The 21,875-nt window shown below is 56.3% G+C and carries 20 protein-coding genes; 13 read left to right on the top strand and 7 right to left on the bottom strand.

The annotated features are described in order from the left end of the window. Nucleotides 1-36: 36 nt before the first annotated feature. Nucleotides 37-1,626: an ABC transporter substrate-binding protein gene (locus tag QN378_RS17135; RefSeq protein ID WP_322206148.1), complete on the bottom strand. Its 1,590-nt coding sequence runs from the start codon at nucleotides 1,624-1,626 to the stop codon at nucleotides 37-39. 361 nt (nucleotides 1,627-1,987) lie between these two features. Here QN378_RS17135 and rpmB point away from each other — a divergent pair, with 361 nt between their 5' ends. From rpmB to QN378_RS17115, 4 genes are all read left to right on the top strand, one after another. Then, complete coding sequence (rpmB, locus tag QN378_RS17130; protein ID WP_219063049.1) at nucleotides 1,988-2,224, top strand: 50S ribosomal protein L28; 237 nt, start codon at nucleotides 1,988-1,990, stop codon at nucleotides 2,222-2,224. An 11-nt stretch (nucleotides 2,225-2,235) separates the two neighbouring features. Next, entirely contained in the window at nucleotides 2,236-2,391 is a 156-nt protein-coding gene (gene rpmG, locus QN378_RS17125) for a 50S ribosomal protein L33 (protein WP_219063048.1), read from the top strand. Nucleotides 2,392-2,602: 211 nt separating this feature from the next. After that, complete coding sequence (locus QN378_RS17120) at nucleotides 2,603-4,096, top strand: aldehyde dehydrogenase (protein ID WP_323548755.1); 1,494 nt, start codon at nucleotides 2,603-2,605, stop codon at nucleotides 4,094-4,096. A gap of 102 nt (nucleotides 4,097-4,198) precedes the next feature. Further along, the gene (locus QN378_RS17115; RefSeq protein WP_323548754.1) at nucleotides 4,199-5,344 is read left to right on the top strand and encodes an MFS transporter; all 1,146 of its coding nucleotides are present in this window, start codon (nucleotides 4,199-4,201) and stop codon (nucleotides 5,342-5,344) included. A gap of 13 nt (nucleotides 5,345-5,357) precedes the next feature. On the opposite strand, the gene QN378_RS17110 is transcribed toward QN378_RS17115, so the two are convergent. Beyond that, the gene (locus QN378_RS17110; protein ID WP_322206151.1) at nucleotides 5,358-6,779 is read right to left on the bottom strand and encodes a PLP-dependent aminotransferase family protein; all 1,422 of its coding nucleotides are present in this window, start codon (nucleotides 6,777-6,779) and stop codon (nucleotides 5,358-5,360) included. 177 nt (nucleotides 6,780-6,956) lie between these two features. Between QN378_RS17110 and QN378_RS17105 the strand changes: the two genes are divergently transcribed. Then, a complete protein-coding gene (locus QN378_RS17105) occupies nucleotides 6,957-7,190 on the top strand; it encodes a DUF1127 domain-containing protein (protein WP_322206152.1) in 234 nt (77 codons plus the stop codon). Nucleotides 7,191-7,197: 7 nt separating this feature from the next. Here QN378_RS17105 and QN378_RS17100 read toward each other — a convergent pair whose 3' ends face one another. Then, a complete protein-coding gene (locus QN378_RS17100; protein ID WP_322206153.1) occupies nucleotides 7,198-8,511 on the bottom strand; it encodes an FAD-binding oxidoreductase in 1,314 nt (437 codons plus the stop codon). A 148-nt stretch (nucleotides 8,512-8,659) separates the two neighbouring features. Here QN378_RS17100 and QN378_RS17095 point away from each other — a divergent pair, with 148 nt between their 5' ends. Continuing rightward, entirely contained in the window at nucleotides 8,660-9,013 is a 354-nt protein-coding gene (locus QN378_RS17095) for a YkgJ family cysteine cluster protein (RefSeq protein WP_322206154.1), read from the top strand. A 48-nt stretch (nucleotides 9,014-9,061) separates the two neighbouring features. Here QN378_RS17095 and dadR read toward each other — a convergent pair whose 3' ends face one another. Further along, nucleotides 9,062-9,550 (bottom strand): transcriptional regulator DadR, encoded by a 489-nt coding sequence (gene dadR / locus QN378_RS17090; protein ID WP_322206155.1) that lies wholly within the window; start codon nucleotides 9,548-9,550, stop codon nucleotides 9,062-9,064. A gap of 156 nt (nucleotides 9,551-9,706) precedes the next feature. Here dadR and dadA point away from each other — a divergent pair, with 156 nt between their 5' ends. From dadA to QN378_RS17060, 6 genes are all read left to right on the top strand, one after another. Further along, nucleotides 9,707-11,008, top strand: a complete 1,302-nt coding sequence (dadA, locus tag QN378_RS17085; protein WP_322206156.1) for a D-amino acid dehydrogenase — start codon at nucleotides 9,707-9,709, stop codon at nucleotides 11,006-11,008. Further along, nucleotides 10,980-11,333, top strand: coding sequence for a RidA family protein (locus QN378_RS17080; RefSeq protein ID WP_322206157.1), 354 nt, complete (start codon nucleotides 10,980-10,982; stop codon nucleotides 11,331-11,333). Before dadA ends, QN378_RS17080 begins: the two co-directional genes overlap by 29 nt. A 63-nt stretch (nucleotides 11,334-11,396) precedes the next feature. Beyond that, a complete protein-coding gene (gene alr / locus QN378_RS17075; protein ID WP_322206158.1) occupies nucleotides 11,397-12,470 on the top strand; it encodes an alanine racemase in 1,074 nt (357 codons plus the stop codon). Between the two features lie 161 nt (nucleotides 12,471-12,631). After that, on the top strand, nucleotides 12,632-13,180 hold the full coding sequence (locus QN378_RS17070; RefSeq protein ID WP_322206159.1) for a cupin domain-containing protein: 549 nt from the start codon (nucleotides 12,632-12,634) through the stop codon (nucleotides 13,178-13,180). Between the two features lie 191 nt (nucleotides 13,181-13,371). Next, nucleotides 13,372-13,806: a c-type cytochrome gene (locus tag QN378_RS17065; protein WP_322206160.1), complete on the top strand. Its 435-nt coding sequence runs from the start codon at nucleotides 13,372-13,374 to the stop codon at nucleotides 13,804-13,806. A 132-nt stretch (nucleotides 13,807-13,938) separates the two neighbouring features. Next, the gene (locus QN378_RS17060; protein ID WP_322206161.1) at nucleotides 13,939-15,879 is read left to right on the top strand and encodes an acetyl-CoA hydrolase/transferase C-terminal domain-containing protein; all 1,941 of its coding nucleotides are present in this window, start codon (nucleotides 13,939-13,941) and stop codon (nucleotides 15,877-15,879) included. A 3-nt stretch (nucleotides 15,880-15,882) separates the two neighbouring features. Here the strand turns inward: QN378_RS17060 and QN378_RS17055 are convergent, their stop codons facing one another. After that, on the bottom strand, nucleotides 15,883-16,455 hold the full coding sequence (locus tag QN378_RS17055; RefSeq protein WP_322206162.1) for a xanthine phosphoribosyltransferase: 573 nt from the start codon (nucleotides 16,453-16,455) through the stop codon (nucleotides 15,883-15,885). A 46-nt stretch (nucleotides 16,456-16,501) separates the two neighbouring features. After that, nucleotides 16,502-18,511, bottom strand: coding sequence for a DNA helicase Rep (rep, locus tag QN378_RS17050; RefSeq protein WP_322206163.1), 2,010 nt, complete (start codon nucleotides 18,509-18,511; stop codon nucleotides 16,502-16,504). Between the two features lie 202 nt (nucleotides 18,512-18,713). Between rep and QN378_RS17045 the strand changes: the two genes are divergently transcribed. Further along, nucleotides 18,714-20,396, top strand: a complete 1,683-nt coding sequence (locus QN378_RS17045; RefSeq protein ID WP_323548752.1) for a bifunctional diguanylate cyclase/phosphodiesterase — start codon at nucleotides 18,714-18,716, stop codon at nucleotides 20,394-20,396. 24 nt (nucleotides 20,397-20,420) lie between these two features. Here the strand turns inward: QN378_RS17045 and QN378_RS17040 are convergent, their stop codons facing one another. Then, nucleotides 20,421-21,818, bottom strand: coding sequence for a NorM family multidrug efflux MATE transporter (locus tag QN378_RS17040; RefSeq protein ID WP_322206165.1), 1,398 nt, complete (start codon nucleotides 21,816-21,818; stop codon nucleotides 20,421-20,423). Nucleotides 21,819-21,875: the final 57 nt, after the last annotated feature.

Genomic DNA, 21,875 nt, shown 5'->3' with positions numbered 1-21,875 from the left:
CTGGCGCGGCCTGAGCTTCAGAGATGGCCCTGAGAATTACTTCAGCGTGACGTGGGCAAAGTCTTGGCGTCCGAACGGACTGACCTGATAACCCTGTACGTTTTTTCGGGTCAGCACCGCAGCAGTAGGGTGCGCCAAGGGTAGCCAAAGTGCTTGTTGTTGGATGTACGCTTGCGCTTGCTGATACAGAGCACTGCGTTGTGCCTGATCGCTACCGGCTTTGCCGTCGCTGATGAGCTTATCCAGGCCCTTATCGCAATAGCGGGCAAAGTTAGTCCCTGAGATCACCGCGGCGCACGAAAATTGTGGGGTCAAGAAGTTGTCTGGGTCGCCGTTATCGCCCGCCCACCCCATGAATAACAGGTCATGCTCGCCCGCTTTCGCGCGACGAATCAGCTCGCCCCACTCAATGACTTTAATCTCGGCTGTAATCCCGACTTTGGCCAAGTCGTTTTGTAATAACTGCGCGCCCAGGCTCGGGTTCGGGTTCAACAAGCTACCCGATGGTCGCGTCCAGATCGTGGTTTTGAAGCCGTCGTTTAACCCGGCTTTGGCCAGCAGTTGGCGAGCTTTGGCAGGGTCGTAGGCATAGCCGGGCAGGTTTTTGGCGTAGCTCCAAGTATTGGCTGGATAAATACCACTGGCGGCTTTTGCGGTGCCTTGAAATACGGCTTTTAGGTAAGTCTCTTTGTCAAACGCCAAATTGAGCGCCTGACGTACTTCCGGTTTATCCAGCGGCGGGTGTTGAGTGTTGATTGCTACGAAAGCGGTCATGAACGCCGCGTTTTCCTCGACTTTCAATTGGGGGTCAGTTCGGGCGGCTTGAATATCAAGCGGCTTGGGCGATAGAGCGATCTGGCATTCGTTCTGACGAATTTTTTGCAGCCGAACGTTGGCATCCGGGGTAATCGCAAAAACCAGCGCATCAACGCCCGGCTTGCCGCCAAAATAGTCCGGGTTGGCTTCGTAACGCACCACAGCGTCTCGCTGGAAGCGCTTGAAGATGAAAGGGCCGGTGCCGATGGGTTCGCTGTTGAGTTTTTCCGGGGTGCCGGCCTTGAGCAGTTGCGCGGTGTACTCGGAAGAGTAGATCGAAGCAAAGCCCATGCTCAATGTCGCCAGGAAGGTCGAGTCCGGGTGGTCGAGGGTAAAGCGGACCGTGTGCTCATCAGGCGCCTCAATGTTTTTGATCAGCGCTGGCAGCTGCATCGATTGGGCATGTGGGAAGCCGCTTTGAGCGATTTTGTGCCAGGGGTTAGCCGGATCAAGCATACGTTGAAAGCTGAACAGCACGTCGTCGGCCGTCAGATCTCGGGTCGGGCTGAAATAATCGGTGTGGTGGAATTTCACGCCGGAGCGTAATTTAAATGTGTAAGTCAGGCCGTCCGCAGAAATGTCCCAATGCTCGGCTAAGCTGGGTACCACCTTGCCGTTCTGTGCGTCGAACTCCACCAAGCGGTTCATCAGTACATCGGCTGATGCGTTGGTGGTGGTCAGCGAGTTGTATTGCACCACGTCAAAGCCTTCAGGGCTGGCTTCGGTGCAAACGCTGAGCTGAGTCGCCGCCTGAGCCCATAACGGGCATAGCAACGGGGCGAGCAGAAGGGGTAAGGTAGCAAGGCGCATGGCTATATTCCTGTCAGATTTTGCCCCATCTGCGGGCGCAGTCTGGTGAGGGAGTTACCCTAGACTATGCGCGGGGGCAGGACAATCCATCTGGTTCGACGAGCGGTAGATTTGCTTCCATCGCCTGTGCCGACTACCGTTTAAGCCCGTAAAAGGGCAAAACGAAGAAGGTATTCTGCATGTACTGTTGTTGCATTGCAGGGTTTCTGATATAAAGCAGCGCTCTTTTCTAGGGGCCCGGTTCCTTCGTTTGTAGGTGTAGCCGGTAAGACCCCTAAAGAAACGCGGCGCCTGGCGCCAACTGAGAGATTAAGCGGCCAACCCATGCCGGGTTGGGCATGTGGTTTTAGAGGGCTGAGGCATGTCGAGAGTATGTCAAGTTACCGGTAAGGGTCCGGTAACCGGGAATAACATTTCCCACGCAAACAACAAAACCCGTCGTCGTTTCCTGCCGAACCTGCAGCATCACCGCTTCTGGGTCGAGTCCGAGAATCGTTTCGTGCGTCTGCGCGTATCTGCCAAAGGCATGCGTATCATCGACAAGCGTGGCATTGATGTCATTCTTCTCGAAATCCGCGCCAATGGCGCTAAGGTCTAAGGGAGAAAGTCATGCGTGAATTGATCCGTTTGGTGTCGAGCGCTAACACAGGCCACTTCTACACCACCGATAAGAACAAGCGCACTACTCCGGATAAAATCGAAATCAAAAAATTCGATCCGGTAGCTCGCAAGCACGTGATCTACAAAGAAGCCAAAATCAAGTAATTGATTTCTACTTCTTTACGAGAAAGCCCGCCTGAGAAGGCGGGCTTTTTTGTGTCTGAATTTTGGGTTTATGTTGAATAAAATGAACAAGAGCTCACCGTTTGCTCCCAAGTGTCAAATATATTGGAAATAACCGGTTGACTTGGTTTAGGGTGGCAACTGCCTTGGCTGATGCCATCCGTATTCAAAAATACAACAGGAGGACACTCTAATGACCACCCTGACTCGTGCTGACTGGGAACAACGCGCTCGCGATCTGAAGATCGAAGGCCGCGCCTACATCAATGGCGAATACACCGCCGCCGTTTCCAGCGCCACTTTCGAATGCGTCAGCCCGGTCGATGGCCGCCTCTTGGCACACGTCGCCAGCTGTGACGCCGCCGATGCCCAGCGTGCCGTTGATAGCGCCCGTGCAACGTTCAACTCCGGCGTGTGGTCGCGATTGGCGCCGGTCAAACGCAAAGTTGCAATGATCCGTTTTGCTGCCCTATTGAATGAGCACGTTGAAGAGCTGGCGTTGCTTGAAACCCTCGATATGGGCAAGCCGATCAATGACGCGCTGAACATCGATATTCCCGCGGCAGCTCAGGCGCTAAGTTGGAGCGGCGAAGCGATCGATAAGATTTATGACGAAGTCGCTGCAACGCCCCACGATCAATTGGGCTTGGTGACACGCGAGCCGATTGGCGTCGTCGCCGCTATCGTGCCGTGGAACTTCCCGTTATTGATGGCCTGCTGGAAACTCGGCCCGGCGCTGTCCAGCGGTAATTCGGTGATCCTCAAACCGTCCGAAAAATCCCCACTGACGGCCATTCGTGTAGCGCAATTGGCCGTTGAAGCCGGTATCCCTGCGGGTGTGCTCAACGTGGTGCCCGGTTATGGCCACACGGTCGGCAAAGCGTTGGCGTTGCACATGGACGTGGATACGTTGGTGTTCACTGGCTCCACCCGAACCGCCAAGCAACTGCTGATCTATTCGGGCGAGTCGAATATGAAGCGCGTATGGCTGGAAGCGGGCGGTAAAAGCCCGAACATCGTGTTCGCCGATGCGCCGGACTTGAAAGCAGCGGCCGAATCAGCTGCTGGCGCCATCGCGTTCAATCAGGGCGAAGTTTGCACAGCGGGTTCGCGGCTGCTGGTAGAGCGTTCGATCAAGGACCAATTTTTGCCGTTGGTGATCGAAGCCCTTAAAGCCTGGAAACCGGGTAATCCGCTGGACCCGGAAACCACCGTCGGGGCACTGGTCGATACGCAGCAGATGAATACCGTGCTGTCGTACATCGAGTCCGGTCATGCCGATGGCGCCAAGCTCGTCGCGGGCGGCAAGCGTATTTTGCAGGAAACAGGCGGTACTTACGTCGAACCGACCATTTTTGACGGCGTGAGCAACGCGATGAAAATTGCTCAGGAAGAAATTTTCGGTCCGGTGCTGTCGGTGATTGCCTTCGACACCGCTGAAGAGGCCATCCAGATTGCCAACGACACGCCGTATGGCCTGGCTGCTGGGGTCTGGACCTCCAACCTGTCGAAAGCCCACCTGACCGCCAAGGCACTGCGAGCCGGCAGTGTGTGGGTCAATCAATACGATGGCGGCGACATGACGGCGCCGTTTGGTGGCTTCAAACAATCGGGCAATGGCCGGGATAAATCCCTGCATGCGTTCGACAAGTACACCGAATTGAAGGCGACCTGGATCAAGTTGTAATTCCGAAATCGAGCTGGGCGCTTCGTCAACAAGCTGGCTTCTACAGGTCAATTCTCTGTAGGAGCCAGCTTGTTGGCGAGAACCTCCTGCGGATCTATAAAAATGCGTTGGGGTACTTATTTCGCTGTTTTGGCTTCGGTCCTCAGCGTCGGATTAGCACTGGGCGTGAGCATGCCGCTGGTGTCCATGCGCCTGGAAAGCTGGGGTTACGGCGCGTTTGCCATCGGCGTCATGGCTGCGATGCCCGCTATCGGTGTTTTGGTTGGCGCCAGTGTCGCCAGCCGCCTGGCTGCGCATTTCGGCACGCCGCTGCTGATGCGATTGTGTTTATGGGGCGGAGCGCTCTCTATCGGGTTGCTGGGTTTACTACCCAGCTATGCCGTTTGGGTCGCGTTGCGGCTATTGATCGGCGTCATCCTGACCATCGTTTTTATTCTGGGCGAAAGCTGGATCAACCAATTGGTGGTCGAGCGGTGGCGCGGTCGGTTGGTCGCGCTTTACGGCAGCAGTTACGCCCTGAGCCAACTCGCTGGCCCATTGCTGTTGGGTGTGGTCGGTACTGAGGCCGATTACGGCTTTTGGGTCGGCGCTGCGTTGCTAGTTGTCTCCCCGCTGTTGCTGCTGGGGCGAACCGGCGCGCCCAGCACCGAAGCGTGCAGCGTCACCTTTAATGATCTGTTTGGTTTCTGCCGAGGCTTGCCAGCGATTGCATGGGCGATTGCGCTGTTCGCCGCGTTCGAAGCGATGATCCTGACATTGCTGCCGATCTATTGCCTGCAACAGGGCTTTACGCCGGAAACCTCATTGTTCATGGTCAGTACCGTGGTGGTCGGCGATGCTCTATTGCAACTGCCGATTGGTGCATTGGCCGACCGTGTTTCCCGGCGCACGCTATTTTCCGGCTGTGCACTGCTGTTGATGGTATCGAGCCTGGCCATCCCGTTGCTGCTCGACACCGTATTGATTTGGCCAGTGTGGGTGCTGTTCGGTGCCAGTGCAGGCGGGCTATTTACCTTGTCGCTGATATTGATTGGCGAGCGTTACCGTGACGATGTACTGGTGCGGGCGAACGCCCATGTTGCCCAGTTGTGGGGCGTTGGTTGCCTGCTAGGGCCTTTGGCTGCGGGTGCGGGCAGCCAGTGGGTCAGTGGACATGCCTTGCCTCTTTTGATGGCTGCCGGTGCGTTCGGTCTGGTGATTGTTTCCCTGCGCCGCGGTGCGTTCGGCGTGCAACCGGTGATGGCTTAGCGGCGACTTGCCGTCACGCGGACTCGCTTAGCAGGTGCGTGATGGTCGCCCCCACTGTTCGTACCGCATTTTCAATCTCAGCCGTGGGTTTGGACGCGTAATTCATCCGCAAACAATTCCGGTACTTGCCTGCCGCCGAGAAGATACTGCCGCCCGCCACCTGAACGCCTTGCCCCAGTAACGCGCGGTTCAAGCGCAAGGTGTCGAAATCTTCCGGCAGCTCGACCCACAGCATAAAACCACCTTGAGGGCGACTGACCCGCGTGCCCTGTGGGAAGTAGCGCATGACCCAATCAGTCATCTGGTCGCGGCCACGCTGATATTGCCCGCGCATCCGTCGTAAGTGCGGTTCGTAATGCCCGTCCTTGAGAAATTCGGCGATGGCCAACTGAGGTTGGCTGGCGGTGCAGCCGGTGCTGATGTACTTCATGTGCAGCACCTGTTCTAAATACCGACCGGGTGCGACCCAGCCAATCCGCACGCCAGGCGCCAGAGTCTTGGAGAAAGAGCTGCACAGCAGGACACGGCCGTCTTCGTCGAAGGATTTTATCGTGCGAGGACGGGGATAGGTGTAAGCCAGGTCGCCATACACATCGTCTTCGATAATTGCGACGTCAAAACGTTGAGCCAGGGTCAGCAAGGCTTTTTTGTGTGCCTCGGGCATGATGTAGCCCAGCGGGTTGTTGCAGTTGGGGGTCAGTTGAATGGCTTTGATTGGCCACTGTTCAAGGGCTAGCTCCAATGCCTCAAGGCTGATGCCAGTCACTGGGTCAGTGGGAATTTCCAGCGCCTTCAATCCGAAGCCTTTGAGCATTTGCATGACTCCATGAAAGCTTGGCGAATCCACTGCCACGATGTCGCCTGGCTGGCAAATGGCTCGGAGGCTAGTGGACAGCGCTTCGCTACAGCCCGTCGTGATGACTAAATCGTTGGTCGTGAGCTGGCAGCCGGAGTCCAGCATCAGTCGTGCCACTTGCTCACGCAGGCTCAGAGTGCCGTAGATAGTGTCGTAATACAGGCTCGCCATGTCTTGACGTCGACTGATAGTGGCCAGCGAGCGCAGCAAGGGTTTAAGCGTCGGGCTGGTGATGTCCGGCATGCCTCGGCCCAATTGGATCACGTCCTTATTTGGCACGACGCGGATCAACTCCAGGACTTGATCCCACTGAGAAATCTCCACCGGACGCTGCGCGGGCCTCCCCACTGCGGGCAGGGCAGGCGCAGATCTCCCCAATGGAACGAAATAACCCGACTTGGGTTTCGGCGTCGCCAAGCCGTTGTCTTCCAGCACGCGATACGCCTGTTGCACGGTGCTCAGGCTGACCCCGTGTTCCACGCTCAAGGCGCGGACTGAGGGCAATCGGTCTCCGGGACGATAAAAGCCGTTTTCAACGCGAGAACCGAGCAGTTCAGCGAGGTTCACATAGAGCGTCATAGCGTACTCCCGACGGATTTTTTTCCATTAGACCAATACAGATAGTGCCAAAATACAGGATTCAGTGGATTATTTGCACTGTGTGTATTGAAAAAAAACCGGATTTTTGGATCTGTAATGGTTTTTCCACCTCCGCCATGATGAAGCCACACGCAAAGGGTGACGCAGGGGATAAAAATGAACGGGATGAGTGATGTACGGCTAATGCTGCGTGGTCAGGAGTTGCAGGCAGGGCAGAAGCCTTCGATCAATATGTGCTGCTCGCCAGCCTCTAGCCGCTGGGGTGTTTTTCGCCATCGCTGGCTAACCCGTAAAGTGCTGCTGGAACTGGACGCGGACCGGCTTCTGGACATCGGCCTCACCCGGGATCAGGCGCGCGCCGAAGGACTCAAGCCGTTCTGGCGAGCCTGATGAATATTTAGCGCAGTTCTTTCAAGCGGTGCCACAGCATGCCCAACGCCAATAGGGGAGAGCGCAATGCTTTCCCTCCTGGAAAGGTCATGTGAGGGACTTGGGCGAACAAATCGAATCCATTACTGTGCTGGCCACTGATCGCTTCTGCGAGAAGACGTCCAGCCAGGTGGGTGGCGTTCAGGCCATGACCGGAATACGCCTGCGCGTAATACACGTTGGGAAGGCTGCGTAGTCGACCGATCTGAGGCAGCCTATTGGCGCCGATACCGATCATGCCGCCCCATTGAAAATCGATTTTAACGTCAGTCATGTGGGGAAAAACCTGCAGCATCTTGGGCCGCATATAGGCTGCGATGTCTTTTGGATCGCGGCCCGAATAATGACAAGCACCACCGAACAGCAGGCGCCGGTCAGCGGAGAGTCGGTAATAGTCGACGGTCACACGCTGGTCGCAAACCGCCATATTCTGCGGCAACAGCATATGGGCTTGCTCGGGGCTAAGCGGCTCGGTCGCTATGATGTAACTGCCTGCTGCCAGCACTTTGCCGCTCAACTCCGGGTTTAGATCATTCAGGTAAGCATTACAGCCCAGCACCAAGGTCTCGGCGCGCACTACGCCGTGGGCGGTATGGACGCAGACCTGTGGACCGTAGTCGATTCGGATCACTGCCGACTGCTCAAAGAGTTGAACACCTAACTCGCGCGCAACGTGTGCTTCACCCAACGCCAGGTTTAGCGGGTGTAAGTGACCCGAGCCCATGTCGATTAATCCGCCGACATACCTATCCGAGCCCACTACTTTGTGCATGTCGTTGGCTTGCAGTACGTGTATTTCGTGGCGATAACCAAGGCGGCGCAATTCTTCCGCATCTTCGATCAAATGAACCAAATCGTGAGGCTTATTGGCGAGATCGCAGTAGCCCCAGGTCAGATCGCAATTGATTTGATAACGCTCCACTCGCTGGCGCACAATCTCCACCGCTTCGAGCCCCATGAGCTTCAGTTGACGCACGCCATGGCTACCCAGGGTCGGGGAGAATTGTTCCAGGCCATGGCCGACGCCGCGAATCAGTTGTCCACCATTGCGCCCGCTGGCACCCCAACCCATCTTGCGCGCTTCCAGCAACGCCACGCTCAGGCCGCGCTCCGCCAATTCAATCGCGGTGTTTAGTCCGGTAAAGCCGCCGCCGATGACGCATACATCCACCTTCAAGTCGCCCTTCAACATTGGATGGTCCGGTTGTGGATGGCTGCTGGTGGCGTAATACGAAGCGGTGTGCTGGTCGCTGACAGTCGGCTGCTGAACGCGGGCGTTCATGTTGTTTTTCCTGTTTGTTGTGTGTGAAAAATTTTACGCAGCATAGACGTCGATGTTAACGACGGGCAAGGTTTGGCTCGGTGGGGCTGTCGGCTCAGGCACCAGTGAGGCAAAATCTCGGCTGGTCTTTCTTTTGGTAATTGCCACAATGAGCTGCAACAGCCAAAAAATCCGCTTTCTGCGGCAGCAGATTCCTTCATTCGAGTGCGTCCCCGGCTGTCACGACTGCTGTGGGCCGGTGACTACGTCAACGGAAGAAATGTCCCGCTTACCGCGCAAGACCGCAACAGAGCAAGAGGCCGCGATGGACGAGCTGAACTGTGTCCATCTGGGGCCGAATGGTTGCACGGTGTATGAAGAACGTCCTTTGATCTGTCGTTTGTTCGGCACCACGCCGACGCTGCCTTGCCCTAATGGCCGCCGTCCAGTGGAAATGATTCATCCCAAGGTGGAGAAGCAGATTCACGAATACATGGCGACAACTCGCCAAGTGTTGGTGTGAGCAAGCGCGCTCCTACATCGTTGGCGGGGCGTCAAGGCTGGCAAAGCCCTACTCAGGAATCGGCAGATTCAGGCTTTCTTTCACTTCTTCCATCACGATGTAGCTCTTGGATTCGCGCACGTGGGGCAATTTGAGCAGGATGTCGCCAAGTAACTTACGGTACGACGCCATCTCAGAAATCCGTGCTTTGACCAAGTAGTCGAAGTCGCCGGACACCAAGTGACATTCCAGCACATGGGGCAGTTTTAGCACGGCGCGGCGGAACTCTTCGAAGGTGTCGCCCGACTTGTAATCCAGGCTGATTTCAACGAAAACCAGCAGGCTGGCTTTGAGGCTTTGGGGATTAAGCCGGGCGTTGTAGCCCATGATGACCCCTTCACGCTCAAGCCTACGGACCCGTTCAGTACACGGCGTGGTCGACAGTCCGACGCGCTCTCCCAGCTCGGTAAATGAAATCCGGCCGTCCCCTTGAAGGATGCGCAGGATGTTGCGATCTATCTTGTCCAGTTCGCGCTTGGACTGATGCTGGGTCCGCATGGGTCACCCCTCTCTACTAATGCCGTTATTGCCGAGAATTACCGCCGAATATAGGTGTTTATATAGTGAAATGCACTGCCCACTGCTTTTTATACTAGGCATATCTTTGCTCATAAGCACAAACGTCAGCGGATATCCGCGATTGAGGGATTTACTATGCGAGTTCTGGTCCTTGGCAGCGGTGTGATCGGTACGACGACGGCCTATTATCTGGCGCGGGCCGGGTTTCAGGTGACGGTTGTCGACCGCCAGCCAGCGGCCGCCATGGAAACCAGTTTCGCGAATGCCGGCCAAGTCTCGCCAGGATATGCCTCTCCGTGGGCTGCGCCGGGCGTGCCGCTCAAGGCCATCAAATGGCTGCTTCAGCGCCACTCGCCACTGGCGATCAAGGCCACTGGTGACATCGATCAATACCTGTGGATGGCGCAGATGCTGCGCAATTGCACCGCCAGCCGGTATGCGGTGAACAAAGAGCGCATGGTGCGTCTTTCCGAGTACAGCCGCGATTGTCTTGACGAACTACGCATCGAAACAGGCATTGCCTACGAAGGACGTAGCCTGGGCACCACTCAGCTGTTCCGCACCCAAGCACAGCTCGACAACGCCGCCAAGGATATCGCCATTTTGGAGCAGTCCGGCGTGCCCTATGAGTTGCTTGACCGCGCCGGCATCGCTCGGGTTGAGCCCGCTTTAGCGGGGGTCACCAATATTCTTGTCGGTGCGTTGCGCCTGCCTAATGACCAGACCGGTGACTGCCAGTTATTTACGACTCGCCTTGCGGAAATGGCGGTCAAGTTGGGCGTTGAATTCCGTTTCGATCAGAACATCGAGCGGCTGGATTTTGCCGGCGACCGAATCAATGGCGTGTGGATTGATGGCAAGCTGGAAACCGCTGACCGCTATGTGCTGGCGCTGGGCAGTTATTCGCCGCAGTTGCTTAAGCCGTTGGGCATTCGCGCCCCGGTGTATCCGCTCAAGGGTTACTCGCTGACCGTGCCGATCACCAACCCGGCCATGGCGCCAACCTCGACTATTCTCGACGAGACCTACAAGGTCGCGATCACCCGTTTCGACAACCGTATTCGGGTGGGCGGCATGGCCGAAATCGCGGGTTTCGATCTGTCGCTCAACCCGCGTCGGCGCGAAACGCTGGAGATGATCGTCGGCGACCTTTATCCTCAGGGCGGTGATTTGGCAGAGGCCAGTTTTTGGACTGGCTTGCGTCCTACCACGCCGGACGGCACACCGATTGTCGGCGCCACACCGTTTCGCAATCTGTTCCTAAATACCGGCCACGGCACACTTGGCTGGACCATGGCCTGCGGCTCGGGTCGTTTGTTAGCCGATTTGATCGCTCTCAAAGCACCCCAGATCAGCGCCGAAGGCCTCGATATTTCTCGCTACGGTAAAACCCAGGAGATCGTAAAACATGGCAATCCTGCGCCAGCTCACCAATGAACGCATGAGTCAGATCGTCGTCCACAACAGCACCGTGTATTTATCCGGGCAAGTGGCTGACGACATGGCCGGCGGAATTGAGCAGCAAACCCGCGAGACACTGGGTAATATTGAACGCCTGCTGGATTTGGCAGGCACCAATACCTCCCGAATTCTCTCGGTGACCATTTACCTGAAAGACATCGACGCGGACTTCGCCGGCATGAACAGCGTTTGGGACAAGTGGTTGCCAAAGGGCGTCGCCCCGACCCGTGCAACTGTTGAGTCGAAGCTGTGCGAGCCAGAGATTTTAGTTGAACTGTCGGTGATTGCTGCGCTGCCATAAGGATTCCCGCAGTACTACGCAATTTCTACAGCCCTCATTCCCTCACCTCAGAATCCCGCCGCCATGCGTCCTGCTCGCGCTTTAATCGATCTTCAAGCCCTGCGTCACAATTATCAGTTGGCACGTGAAACCAGCGGCGCCAAGGCGCTTGCGGTCATCAAGGCTGATGCCTATGGGCATGGTGCGGTGCGTTGTGCGCAGGCGCTTGAGGCCCAAGCCGATGGTTTTGCCGTGGCCTGCATCGAAGAGGCACTGGAGTTGCGTGATGCGGGTATCCGCGCCCCGATTTTGCTACTCGAGGGGTTCTTTGAAGCTAGCGAATTACCCCTGATTGTCGAGCACGATCTCTGGTGCGTGGTTCACTCGTTGTGGCAGATTGAGGCCATTGAGCAAGCGGGCTTAAGCAAACCGTTGACTGCCTGGCTCAAGCTGGATTCAGGCATGCATCGAGTCGGCTTGCGTCCCGCCGACTATAAAGCCGGTTACCAGCGTTTGTTGAGCAGTGGAAAAGTCGCAAGCATTGTTCTGATGACTCATTTTGCTCGAGCTGACGAACTGGACTGTTCTCGAAGCGACGAACAAGTTGCGGTATTCAAAGCGGCCACCCAAGGTCTCGTGGCGCCGATCAGTTTGCGCAATTCGCCAGCTGTGCTGGGTTGGCCAGCCATCCCTAGCGACTGGGTGCGCCCCGGCATTCTGCTGTATGGCGCGACGCCATTCGACCAGCCGCATAGCCTGGCCGCAGTCCTGCAGCCAGTGATGTCACTGGAATCAAAAGTTATCTGTGTACGCGAGTTATCGGCCGGCGAACCGATCGGTTACGGCGGCGGTTTCGTCACTGATCGTTCCATGCGCATCGGCGTAGTCGCCATGGGTTACGCTGATGGTTATCCACGTCAGGCGCCCACCGGTACACCGGTTTTTATCGATGGGCAACTAAGCCGATTACTGGGCCGTGTGTCCATGGACATGTTGTGCGTTGATTTGACCGATTCGCCACATGCAGGGCTTGGCAGTCAGGTGGAGCTGTGGGGCAAAAACGTACTTGCCAGCGACGTTGCCGCTCACGCTGGGACCATTCCCTACCAGATTTTTTGCAACCTGCGCCGAGTGCCAAGGCTCTATTGCGGCGCTTGAACGCAAGGGTTGGTTAGGCGCTGATCACCTTTCGATTATTCCCCGATAAGCGGCACGTGCTTTTCCGAGCAGGTTTGGGGTCGAAGTGTTGTAAATACTGAACGCTATCGCCATCATAACGTTCATTTCGACCGCACCAGCTCAATAGGAGGACTCCAGTATTGGACGTCGGTGAACGACTGCAATCCATTCGCAAGCTCAAAGGTCTGTCCCAGCGTGAACTCGCCAAGCGAGCGGGCGTGACCAACAGCACCATCTCCATGATCGAGAAGAACAGCGTCAGTCCTTCGATCAGCTCCCTGAGAAAGGTGCTGGGCGGTATACCAATGTCCATGGTTGAGTTTTTTTCAGAAGAGTTGGAGCAGGAAAACCCGACGCAGGTGGTTTACAAAGCCAGCGAGCTGATCGACATTTCGGACGGCGCGGTGACCATGAAGCTGGTCGGTAAGGCCCATCCGAGCCGAGCTATCGCTTTTCTCAGCGAGATCTATCCTCCAGGTGCCGATACTGGGGATGAAATGCTCGTGCATGAAGGTGAAGAAACCGGAATCATGCTTGAAGGTCGTCTGGAGCTAGTAGTTGGTACCGAGACGTTCATTCTTGAGGCGGGTGACAGTTATTACTTCGAAAGCACCAAGCCCCATCGCTTTCGCAACCCGTTCGACGAACCGGCGCGACTAATCAGCGCAGCGACGCCAGCGAATTTTTGAATTAAATTACCCGCTTGAACCAGAGGCGCGCTTCTCGGATAGAAGCACATAGCGTCCAGCGCAATGCCTGATGCTCAGTAATTACCCCTGCGACTATAGGGTTGTTTCGCAGTGGCAGGCTAACCGTTATACTTTCGTCCGCCCGCCAGACCGTGGCCGCGGGCGTGACTAGTCACCATGAGGGTGTAAGCGTGAATTTAATTAACAAAATGCTGGCAGTACCTGCGGTCGTATTGGCCCTTTGGGCCGTTAGCGCTCAGGCGACGACCAATACCAATGACGATATTGCCAAGCGTCTAGAGCCAGTAGGCCAAGTCTGCATACAAGGCAAGGAATGCGCAGGTATGAATGTTGCGGCATCCGCTGCCGGTGGTGGTGGCGCTAAATCACCGGATGACATTATTGCTGGCCATTGCAACGCATGCCACGGCACCGGCCTGCTGGGTTCGCCGAAAATCGGTGACGCCGCCGACTGGGGCAAGCGGGCCAAAGAGCAAGGCGGTCTTGAAGGCCTGCTGGCAAAAGCGATCACCGGTATCAACGCAATGCCGCCAAAAGGCACCTGCGCTGACTGCTCTGATGCAGAGCTCAAAGGCGCCATTTCGAAAATGTCTGGTCTGAAGTAATTCAGCGGGATGACAAGAAGCCGGCCTAGGGTCGGTTTTTTTGTGGGTGAATGAAACCGCAGCCTTGTCCTTTGCAGCAAACACCCGGCAAGCTCTGTCCAACCGTAACCAAGGATGTGCCGGGAGGGTCTAATGCCACAGTCATGCTCCATCCAACACGCCGTCGACCAAGTGCTCGAACAGTTGCCTGCGCATATTCACATGGGGCTGCCGTTGGGCTTGGGCAAACCCAATCTTTTCGTTAACGCTCTGTATGCTCGAGTCAGGCAGTTGCCCGAGCGACGGCTGACGATTTACACCGCGCTTTGCCTTGGGCGGCCTGATTTGGGTGATGGGTTGCAGGAACGCTTTCTTGAGCCCTTCGTGGCGCGGGTGTTTGGTGACTATCCCGAGTTGGATTTTCTCGCTGACCTTCACCGTGACAGGCTGCCGCCGAATATCCGCGTCGAACAATTCTTCATGCTGCCGGGCAGCCTGCTCAATAGTCATTCGGCGCAGCAGGATTACGTCAGTAGCAATTACAGCCATGCGGCCCGCGACATCAATGCCAATGGCTTGAACCTGGTGGCGCAACTGGTTGCTCGCGATCCGGCGCGGTCAGGGCGGTTGAGCTTGAGCTGTAATTCGGATGTGACCCTTGATCTGTTGCCGATGATTGCCAAACGTCGTGCTGCCGGTGAGACCATTTTGTTGCTCGGTCACGTACACGCCGATTTGCCGTACATGCCGGGTGACTCGGAACTCGACGTGGATGATTTCGATCTGCTGATCGAGAACGAAGACCACAGCACCTTGTTTTCCACGCCGAACATGCCGGTGGGTTTTCAGGACCATTTCATCGGCTTGCATACCAGCACCTTAGTGCGCGATGGCGGCACGTTGCAGATCGGCATTGGTTCGATGGGCGATGCGTTGACGGCGGCGTTGCTGGCCCGACAAGCCGATAATGGAGCCTATCGGGCGTTGCTCGACGAGTTGGATGCCACGTCGTGGCAGACCTTGATCCAGCGTGAAGGCGGCTTGCAACCTTTTGCTCAGGGTCTGTACGGGTGCAGCGAAATGTTCGTCAACGGTCTGTTGGTGTTGGTCGATGCAGGCATAGTGCGGCGCAGGGTGTATGCCGATGCCGCCGTGCAAAGACAGGCTATCGCGGGGACGCTGGATGAGTCGTTGCGGTCAGACGGCGTCGTGGTTCACGGTGGTTTTTTCCTCGGGCCGAATAGTTTTTATCAGCGCCTGCGTGAGTTCTCGTTGGAGCAGATGGGGCGCTTCAATATGACCGCCATCAGTTACATCAACGAGCTGTACGGCAACGAGGAACTCAAGCGATTGCAGCGACGCGACGCGCGATTCATTAATAGTGCGTTCAAAGTAACGTTGCTGGGGGCGGCCATTGCCGATCAATTGGAAGACGGGCGCGTGGTCAGCGGGGTTGGCGGCCAATATAACTTTGTCGCGCAGGCACATGCGTTGGAGGGCGCCCGCTCGGTATTGATGCTGCGCAGTTGGCGTGAATCCGGTGGTGATGTCAGCTCCAGCATTGTTTGGACGTATGGGCACGCCACTATTCCCCGGCATCTGCGCGATATCGTCGTCACTGAATATGGCATCGCCGACTTGCGGGGCAAGACAGACGTGAAGGTGATTGAAGCGCTGTTGAACATCAGCGATTCACGCTTTCAGACAAAGCTGATCGAGCAAGCGCAGAAGGTCGGTAAATTGCCCGCAGATTTTCAACTTGATCCACGCTTCACCGAAAATACGCCCGAGCGCTTGCAAGCATTGCAGGCTCGGTATGAGCAGCTCTTCACGGAGTACCCACTGGGGTGTGATTTCAATACAGAAGAAAAGGATTTATTGCGTGCGTTGAACTGGCTGAAGAGCAAGTTCAATCTCACTGAGATTTTACAGTTGGGTAAAGCAACCTTCGATGCGCCTGAGCCAAGCGCTTATCCGGCGCATCTTGAGCGAATGCAGCTCGATAATCCACAGGGCTTGAAGCAAGAGCTCTTTCAGCGGCTGGTGTTGGCCGGGTTGCAGGCCACAGCCCAGCCCTTGAACAAAGGGCCCTAAAGCTCACTCCACAAACGTAACCACACCGCCGGCCAGTGATTTAACCCGGGCCAATGACTCGACGCGGTAACCCTGCGCATCCAGTTCCGCCCGGCCACCTTGGAACGATTTTTCGATCACGATACCGACACCCACTACGCTGGCGCCCGCTTGTTTGATGATTGAAATCAGCGCTTGCGAGGCTTTGCCGTTGGCCAAAAAGTCATCAATGATCAGTACCCGATCACTGCTGGTGAGGTGTCTGGGTGAAATGGCGACGGTGCTTTCGACTTGCTTGGTGAATGAGTACACCGTTGCCGACAGCAGGTTTTCCGTCAGGGTCAGGGACTGATGCTTGCGGGCGAAAATCACCGGCACGCCCAATTTCAGGCCTGTCATGATTGCGGGAGCGATGCCCGACGCCTCGATGGTGACGATTTTGGTGATGCCCGAGTCAGCAAATAGCGTGGCGAATTCATTGCCTATCAGCTGCATCAACGCCGGGTCGATCTGGTGGTTAAGGAACGCATCGACTTTCAACACTTGGTCTGAAAGGACAATGCCCTCTTCACGAATTTTCTGATGCAGTGCTTCCACGATGATTCCTCAAGCGGCGCAAATGTGCGCAATAAATGAACAAAAATTAGCGTTTGAGCATGGCGCGAATGTCGGCCAGTGCGGTGTTGCCGCGAACGGCTTTTACTTCGACGGGCGTGTCATCGTTGCCTTCCCAGGCGAGGTCGTCTGGCGGTAACTCATCCAGAAAACGGCTGGGCGCGCAGTCGATGATTTCGCCGTACTGCTTGCGCTTGGCTGCAAAGGTAAACGCCAGCGTTTCACGCGCCCGGGTAATTCCGACATACGCCAAACGCCGCTCTTCCTCGACGGTATCGGCTTCGATACTTGAGCGGTGCGGCAGAATTTCTTCTTCCATGCCCATGATGAATACGTAAGGAAACTCCAGACCCTTGGACGCGTGCAACGTCATCATTTGCACGCCCTCGGCGTTGTCCTCTTCTTCCTGCTGACGTTCGAGCATGTCGCGCAAGACCAGCTTGCCAATGGCTTCCTCGATGGTCATCCCGCCTTCTTCGTCTTTTTCCAGCGTGTTCTTCAGCGCTTCGATCAAGAACCAAACGTTCCCCATTCGGTAATCGGCGGCCTTTTCGCTGGAGCTGTTCTGCCGCAGCCAATTTTCGTAGTCGATGTCCATGACCATGCTGCGTAATGCAGCGATGGGATCGTTTTGTGCGCACTGCTGACGCACGCTGTCCATCCAGCGCTTGAAGCGTTGCAGGCGGTCGGTATAGCGGCTATCCAAATGCACGCCCAGACCAATCTCATCGGTGGCGGCGTACATCGACACTTTGCGTTCAGTGGCGTAATTGCCGAGCTTTTCCAGGGTAGTTGACCCGATTTCCCTGCGCGGCACATTGATCACGCGCAAGAAGGCGTTGTCGTCATCGGGGTTCACCAGCAATCGAAAATAAGCCATCAGGTCTTTCACTTCCTGACGCCCGAAGAAACTGTTGCCGCCCGAAAGACGATAAGGAATCTGGTGATGCTGCAACTTCAGTTCGATCAGCTTGGCTTGATAGTTACCGCGGTAAAGAATGGCGAAATCGCTGTAAGGACGGTCGGTGCGCAGGTGCAGGGTGAGCAGTTCAACGGCGACGCGTTCGGCTTCGGCGTCTTCGTTGCGGCAGCGGATCACCCGAATCTCGTCGCCATGGCCCATGTCGCTCCACAGCTGCTTTTCAAATGCATGAGGGTTGTTCGAGATCAGCACGTTGGCACACCGTAGGATGCGGCTGGTAGAGCGGTAGTTCTGCTCGAGCATGACCACTTTTAGCGACGGATAATCGTCCTTCAGCAACATCAGGTTTTCTGGCCGGGCGCCACGCCAGGCGTAGATGGACTGGTCATCGTCGCCTACCACAGTGAACTGATGCCGGGTGCCGATCAGCAGTTTTACAAGCAGGTATTGACTGGCGTTGGTGTCCTGGTATTCGTCCACCAGCAGGTAGCGGACCTTGTTCTGCCACTTTTCGAGAATGTCGGCGTGTTCCTGAAACAACTTCACCGGTACCAGAATCAGATCGTCAAAATCCACCGCGTTGTAAGCTTTGAGCGTGCGCTGATAGTGGGTGTAAACGATGGCTGCGGTTTGTTCCTTTGGGTTTCTCGCGTTTTCCAGGGCCTGGGCGGGCATGATCAAGTCGTTTTTCCACGAGCCAATCATATTCTTGATTTCGTCGACGCCATCGTCGCCCGAATATTCCTTTTGCATGATGTCGGTCATCAGCGATTTGACGTCGGTCTCGTCGAAAATCGAGAAGCCGGGTTTATAGCCCAACCGTGCATGTTCCTTGCGGATGATGTTCAAGCCCAAATTGTGGAACGTCGACACCGTCAAGCCGCGACCTTCACCGCCTTTTAGCAGCGTGCCGACCCGCTCTTTCATCTCGCGGGCCGCTTTGTTAGTAAAGGTCATGGCGACGATGTACTGCGCCCGAATGCCGCAATTCTGGATCAAATGGGCGATCTTGCGAGTTATCACACTAGTCTTGCCGGAGCCAGCACCGGCGAGCACCAAAAGAGGGCCGCCGACATAGTTCACGGCTTCTTGTTGCCGGGGATTGAGTCGGGACATGATAGAAAATATTGCTCAAGAAATGGCCGGTCATTTTAGCAGGATCAAGCCTTCGTGCCGTCATCGTCCGACACTGTGACGCAGCACTCGATCTAAATTTGCCCGTTTTGATACTTTCGCGCAGGATGCGCTTTGAATTGAGCTCATCTTCGGACTTTTGAGCCGTATCACCCACGAATTTTGGTGAGTCTAGGGAGCTAGTTTGTCGACGCCTGTCCAACCTTTGCATTTGCTGCTGTTGGCCCAAGAGGCACAATGGCCGAAAATATTGCGCGAATGTCTGGTTCCTTTGGGAAGCACGGTGACGCTGGTCTGCGCGCCGAACTGGGAAGACGTCAGCGGTCTATTCGATGACGAACTCAATGCAGTGCTGCTAACTCCACCTCAATTACAACCTGCACCGGGTCGTTGTAAGTTGCCAGTGGTGATGTTGTTCGAGCACGAGCCGACAGAGCCGCCAATCGATGTCAGTGATTGGTTGGTTCTTGAGGCGCTGAATGCGGACACGGTTCGACGGTGTCTGCGGCATGTACGCGAACGCAGTGTGCTGGAAAATACGTTACAGCGTCTGGCCGAGCAGGACCCGCTAACAGGCATCGCCAATCGACAGGGTTTTCAAACCTTATTGACTGCCCGTCTCGCCGAAAATGACGGACGTGGCTTGGCACTCGGGCACCTCGACTTAGACAACTTTCGCCACGCCAATGACGCCCTGGGCCATCAGGCGGGCGACCGATTGATCCTGCAAGTGGTCTCGCGACTTAAAAGTCAGCTGGAAGCCGGCGATCAACTGGCACGACTGGGCAGCGATGAATTCGCTTTGTTGATCGACACCCGCCGTGCGCCGCAACGCGCTGGATGGATGGCCGAACGCATCACTGACGCTATGTCTGAAGCTTATTGGGTTGACGGCGAAAGCCTATTGATCGGTTGCAGCCTAGGGATTGCGCACGCTCGCGCTCAAGCGGGTGCTGATCCGTTGATGTGGCACGCGCACATCGCGATGCAGCAGGCGAAAAGTACTCAGGGTTGTACCTTTCATATCTTCAATGAACGGATCAATCGCAATGCGCGCAGCCTGGCGGATCTGGAAACAGAGCTGCGCCGTGCCTTACGCCGTGATGAGTTGGAGTTGCACTACCAGCCACGTTTATCCCTGGAAGAAGGTCGCATCGTGGGCCTTGAAGCGTTGGTGCGGTGGCGTCACGCCGAGCGCGGATTGCTCGCACCCAGCGAGTTCGTGCCGTTGGCGGAGCAAAGCGGGCTAATCGTACCTCTCGGATATTGGGTCATTTCCCGCGCGCTGCGCGACATGCAAGACCTTCGTGAGCGCGGGTTGCCGCCGCTGCACATGGCAGTCAATTTGTCGTTCCGCCAATTCCAGGATAGCCAGCTGCTATCGACGTTGAGCCGCTTGATTGCCGAACGTGGCGTCGATGCGCGCTGGTTAGAGTTTGAGCTGACCGAAACGGCGGTCATGCGCCGCAGTGATCTGGTCAAGCAGACCATGGATGCGCTGGGCCGCTTGGGGGTGCGCTTCTCGCTGGACGATTTCGGCACCGGCTTCTCGTCATTCGTGCACCTCAATAGCTTGCCGATTGCGTTGCTCAAGGTCGACAAAAGCTTCGTGGGCGGCATGGAGCTGCGCGAAGAGAACCGAAAACTGGTTCACGCCATGATCAACCTCGCGCACAACCTCAACCTTGAAGTGGTGGCCGAAGGAGTTGAAACCGCCGAGCAATTGGAGTTGCTGCGCGGCTTTGGTTGCGATCAGGTTCAGGGATACCTCATCAGCAAACCGTTGCCGCTGGACTCGCTGGTGGAGTATTTAACGTTTGGTCAACGCGAAGACGTCGGACACGCCAAGCATCTATCTAACAACTAGTGTCCGTTGGCTTCACATTCGGGTTTATGCCAAAACCGTCTTGCCCACCGGCGCTTGCCGCAGCAGGCGTGAGGTTTTCCGTTCGAACGCCACGATCAGCGCCAGTGCTGCGCACGCCAACCCCAGCGCCAACCCCCACCAGACCCCGATGGCGCCGCCGTTGGCGTAAAAGCCAAAGGTCCACGCCGCCGGCGCACCGACCAACCAATAACTGGCGAGGCCGATCAGAAAGGTGGTTTTGGCGTCTTTGAAGCCACGAATTGCGCCCATGGCTAATGTTTGGGCACCGTCGAACAATTCGAACCACGCGGCGATAGCCAATAACCTCACGGCGAGTTCGATTACGTCATGGTTAGCTGGAGCGTCGGAATCCAGAAAAAGGCCCACCACAAAGCGCGGTGCCAGCCAGAACAGCAGCCCGAAGCCAAGCATCATCAGCGAGCCGAACGCAATGCCCACACGCCCCGCTAACCGCGCTTGCTGAAGATTTCCCGCGCCATAATGGGAACCGATTCGCATGGTCATCGCGTAAGAAATTCCGACCGGGATCATGAAGGCCATCGACACTGATTGCAGGGCGATCTGGTGCGCGGCCATTTGTGAGCGGCCCATGGCGCCCATGCAAAATGCAGCAAAAGTGAACAGACCGATCTCAACGGCATACGTACCGCCGATGGGTAAGCCAAGACGCCACAGCTCTTTCAAATAGTGAAGAGACGGGCGCATCAAGCCTTGGCGAAGGGGGTAGCGGGCGTAGGCCGGGTGCCGGCGAATATGCAGCGCCAACAGTAACGCCATGCCATTCGCAACCAGCGCCGTCACTAAACCAATACCCATCAGCCCCAAATGCGGCAAACCAAACAGCCCGTGGATCAGAGCATAGTTAAGGCCAAAATTGACCACCACCCCACCGATGCTAATGACCATGACTGAACCCGCACTGCCCAGCGCACTGGTGAACCCACGCAAGACCATAAAGCTCAACAGACCGGGTAGCGCGAACGGTAGGGTGACCATAAATTCACCGGCCGTGTGCACGTTCGCCTCGTTCTGGCCGAGCCTGAGCAGGATCGGCTGGAGGTTCCACAGCAGCGTTGCCGCGATCAATGCCATGCCCCATGCCAGCCATAATCCGTTCTGAGTCAGGCGGGTGACGCCCTCAATATCGCCAGCCCCGTGACGTATTGCGACCAACGTGCCGACGGCGGCAATTACGCCGACACAGAAGAATGCGATCAGGTTATAGCTGGCTACCCCCAGTCCACCGCCCGCCAGCGCGTCTGGCCCCAGATGGCCCATCATTACGGTGTCGGTAAAGACCATCAGCATGTGCGCCATCTGCGACGCGATCAGCGGCCCGGCCAGCCGCAGGATGATCCTGAGCTCGTTTATCCAGGGGGCTTTGTTGGCGACGGGTTGCATGGGGGCTCAGTTTTCGGGGGATCTTTGAGCGACTGATTCTCGACAGTTATGCACGCT

The sequence above is a fragment of the Pseudomonas sp. 10S5 genome, assembly GCF_035019745.1.
Taxonomy (GTDB): domain Bacteria; phylum Pseudomonadota; class Gammaproteobacteria; order Pseudomonadales; family Pseudomonadaceae; genus Aquipseudomonas.
This window is presented reverse-complemented; position numbering and strand designations above follow the sequence as displayed.